Origin of the sequence: Enterococcus sp. DIV0436a, assembly GCF_051711605.1 — a bacterium.
Taxonomy (GTDB): domain Bacteria; phylum Bacillota; class Bacilli; order Lactobacillales; family Enterococcaceae; genus Enterococcus_B; species Enterococcus_B faecium.
In genome coordinates, this window is record NZ_JBIONA010000006.1 from 1 (window position 1) to 3,656 (window position 3,656).

At 32.4% G+C, this 3,656-nt stretch carries 4 protein-coding genes; all 4 read left to right on the forward strand.

What is annotated here, in order from left to right:
• Positions 1-938: 938 nt before the first annotated feature.
• A complete protein-coding gene (locus IGL15_RS14345) occupies positions 939-1,877 on the forward strand; it encodes a replication initiation protein (RefSeq protein WP_096638089.1) in 939 nt (312 codons plus the stop codon).
• Between the two features lie 15 nt (positions 1,878-1,892).
• Positions 1,893-2,414 (forward strand): DUF536 domain-containing protein, encoded by a 522-nt coding sequence (locus IGL15_RS14350; protein ID WP_010729200.1) that lies wholly within the window; start codon positions 1,893-1,895, stop codon positions 2,412-2,414.
• Between the two features lie 436 nt (positions 2,415-2,850).
• Positions 2,851-3,276 carry a bacteriocin 51 precursor BacA gene (bacA, locus tag IGL15_RS14355; RefSeq protein WP_104765627.1) on the forward strand — a complete coding sequence of 142 codons (426 nt, stop codon included), beginning with the start codon at positions 2,851-2,853 and terminating at the stop codon, positions 3,274-3,276.
• Between the two features lie 29 nt (positions 3,277-3,305).
• On the forward strand, positions 3,306-3,470 hold the full coding sequence (locus IGL15_RS14360) for a hypothetical protein (protein WP_002337996.1): 165 nt from the start codon (positions 3,306-3,308) through the stop codon (positions 3,468-3,470).
• Positions 3,471-3,656 lie beyond the last annotated feature (186 nt).

Sequence of the window (3,656 nt, forward strand, 5' to 3'; positions counted from 1 at the left end):
GAGCTTGCCAAACCCTTTTAGTGAGTTTTGTAGAGAGTGACCTTATAGGCACTCTCACATTACGAACGATACGTCCCTCGGACGTACTGAAAGGGTGGGACTTATGAGCGAACTAATGCAAAATTTGGCTAGCAAAAAAGCTAAAAAATATATGCTAATAATCGAGCGAAATGAACACTTTTTCAAGTGAGCGAATCCGCCATGACAAAGCTGAAGCAGTTTATTTCAGCTTTGTCATGGCGTGTGCCGACTTTTTTAAAAATCTAGGCACACGAGCAAATATCTTTATCAAGCTCTAATTTGCGTTTTAAGACGTTTCAAACGTCTAAGTATATAAATATATAAGAATAGGTTTAAGAGTACTTAAATCGAATTTTAGAGGGCATTCAGACAATTTTAGGGTTGTTAGGGCTTGCCCTGACCGCCTGCAAGGCGCTTTAAGAACAAGATAAGGGATTTTCCTAAAACTGTCTTAAAACGGCTAAAACAAGCTTTTAGAGCCTTACAAAGACCTTCTTGAACAACGTTTTTAGCAAAGGAGCTGGAGGCGACTGCGCAGTATAATGTGAGTGCAGAGCGATCACACCTTTTTAGCGACCGTAGGGAGCAATGTTTTGAATTGTCTGTTTTGAAAAATGCGCGAACCTATTGGTAAAAAAAGAAGTTGTTTTTAGGCGGGAAATTTTGTCCCCCTCTTTTATAATCTCTTTTTAAACCTCTTTTTAAACCTCTTTACCTTCGGCTGTGACCTTACTCCCCCAAGGGATTCATAGTTTTATATATGGAGAATTGTCTGTTTATATATGGAGAATTGTCTGTTTATATATGGAGAATTGTCTGTTTATATATGGAGAATTGTCTGTTTGTATGTATTTATATTTATGTATTACATTGAAAAACACCATAAATTATATTAATCTAGTATTTGAGGTGAAATTATGGCTAATGAATTAATAAAATATGATGCTGAATTAAATACAATTCCACTTAAACAGTTTTCTCCTGTAGAAATGAATTTATTTTTTTCTATTATTTCAAGGATGAGAGATAAAAATGATCAAATTGTTCGTTTCTCTTTTGATCAACTTAAGGAACTAAGCGATTATAAACCTACTGCCAATAAAAGATTCTTAGATGACATTCAATCAACTTATCAAAAATTATTAGGATTAGCCTTTAGCAAGATTTCTAAAAATGGACTCAATCGTGAAATGTTTGTGATGTTCACACGTTTTAGAATCGTAGGAGACACAGAAGAACCTTATGTAGATGTTCAAGTTCATGAAATGGCATTACCACTATTAAATAACCTAGATACTTGGGTACGTTACTCTTTGGAAGAGTTTCGTAATTTAAAAAGTGGGTATGCTAAAACCGCATTTCGCTTATTAAAACAATACCGAACACAAGGATGGGCTGAATTTTCTAAAGAAACTTTTTTTGAATTAATGGATATACCTAAAAGCTATCAAAAAAATTTAGGAGAAATTGATCGTACAGTTCTAAAGCCTATTAAGGAAGAACTCACCCCATTATTCAAAGGATTAACTATTCGTAAAAAATATGGTAAAGGTCGAGGTAAACCCGTTATTGGTTATCGTTTTACTTGGAAAGCTGAAATTAACCATGCTGACGATTTTTCAAAAGGAAAACAAGAAGATTTACGTATAAAATTATTTAATATTGAACATAATGGAGAATTAACACAAGAAGAAAAATGGCGCGCTAAAGATCGAATATTAAAACTTCCGTTAGGTACTCATGAAGCTGACTTTAAAAAGCAACAACAAACTGAAAAAGAAGAGACAGAAAAACGAGAACTTTCAAAGGAGCTCAAACAAGATTTAATAGGGAATTTACAAAACTTATTCGATTAAATATAAGGAGTATTTATGGCAGATAAAACAATCAAAGAACTTGCGGAAGAATTAGGAGTTAGTAAAACAGCAATTAACAAAAAAGTTTCTGACAAAAATCGAAAACTTTGGTTTGCAAAAATCGGAAACAAGTTTGTGATTAACGAAACCGGACAAAAAGCTATAAAATCAATGTTTTTCACCAATAACGCAAACTCAAATCAACAACTAGTTGGCGAAAAATCAAAAATCGAAAACCATAAAAACACCAACCAAGTTTCCGAATTAAAACTCCTTTCTTTCCTAGAAAAACAGTTAAATCAAAAAGATATACAGCTCCAAGAAAAAGATACTCAAATAAAACAAATGCAAAAGTTACTCGACCAACAACAACAACTCGCCCTACAAGCTAACCAACAAATTGAAAAACTGCAGGAACAACTACAATTGACTTATACGGAAAAAACTTTGGAAAATGAATCAACTACTGTTACTGAAGAAATAATAAACGATACACCACCACCTATTGAAAAAAAGTGGTGGAAACTGTGGAAGTAAAAAGAGAAATTATTTATGGAAAACAAAAAAAGACTGCTCTAACGAGCAGCCCAAAATGAGATTATCCTATTCATCAACATAAAAATATTACAAAATGAAGAACTAGAGAAGGACAAAAAAAGCATATCAAATCCTCTCAAAAATAACAAGTCTTTAAAAAATGACAGATAAAAATGCACAAAGAATTAGATATAGATAACCGCGAAAAATCAAGCTTTAGAAAGTCGCTTTTAGCTAGACCAATTAAAAATCACAAAGTGAGCGTCTCTATCCATTGGTAGAGGCACTACTTGGCATACTATACATTATGTCTACTAGCCTTTAAAATAACAGCTTTTATAAAATAAACCCTCTTGACAACATTAAATTTTCTGATTATTCTAAATATATAAAGAAAACGTTTTCTCTAATATTTTTTATTTAGAGGTGATTTTTTATGATTTGCAAGAACAAGAAAAAAATTATTGCTATTATTGCTAGTTTCTCTTTGATTTTTAGTACTACATGTACTGTCTTATTAACAAATACTGCTAATGTTGAAGCTGCAAGCTCTTCTTACAAACATAATCATGCTGGTTATAGATGTTACAAAATGAGTTATTATGTAAGTCCTTCTAAATGCAAACAAATAGCTCGCCAAACCAATAAACTTAATACCGTCTCAGCTATTGCAAACTTTATTGGATTATCTGGATTAACACCTGGAATTATATCATTAGTTTTCGGATCAGCAGTTAGTGCTAATAATGTATTTGTTACAGCTGCTAGAAGAGGAAAAGGTGTTCAATTAAATTATATTGCTCATTTCAGTAATACAACTACCTATAATTATAGTTCTAACCAAAATTATGTTATAAAATAATTAAAACTTTAAACTAGGAGGAATACTTTATGAAATTAACAAAAATTGCTGTAATTTTAGCTGTTATTGCTGGCATTATTTTATATTTTGTATTGCCTGCTAATCAATTCTTCCTTTACTTTGGAATACCTGCGATTTTAATAGTAAATGGCGTAAGAATATTTGAACAACGAAAAAAATGTAGCTCTACCTAATCGTTGCAAAGCAACAATTTCACCGAAGGTGAAACAAGCGAAACTTTACAAAAAGTGGCTAGCATTTGCTAGCCTTTTTTTATATTGTGGAGCGTGGGTTTTGAGGGGGGATTCAAGGGGGAGCTTGCGCCCCTTTGACAAGCGGTTATTTGCACCAAATACGTAGGTATTTGGCTAGCAAATATA

What these genes read in the sequence shown, in the direction of transcription:
- IGL15_RS14345 (WP_096638089.1), top strand. Translation starts at nt 939, where the DNA reads ATGGCTAATGAATTAATAAAATATGATGCTGAATTAAATACAATTCCA.
- IGL15_RS14360 (WP_002337996.1), top strand. Translation starts at nt 3,306, where the DNA reads ATGAAATTAACAAAAATTGCTGTAATTTTAGCTGTTATTGCTGGCATT.
- IGL15_RS14350 (WP_010729200.1), top strand. Translation starts at nt 1,893, where the DNA reads ATGGCAGATAAAACAATCAAAGAACTTGCGGAAGAATTAGGAGTTAGT.
- bacA (WP_104765627.1), top strand. Translation starts at nt 2,851, where the DNA reads ATGATTTGCAAGAACAAGAAAAAAATTATTGCTATTATTGCTAGTTTC.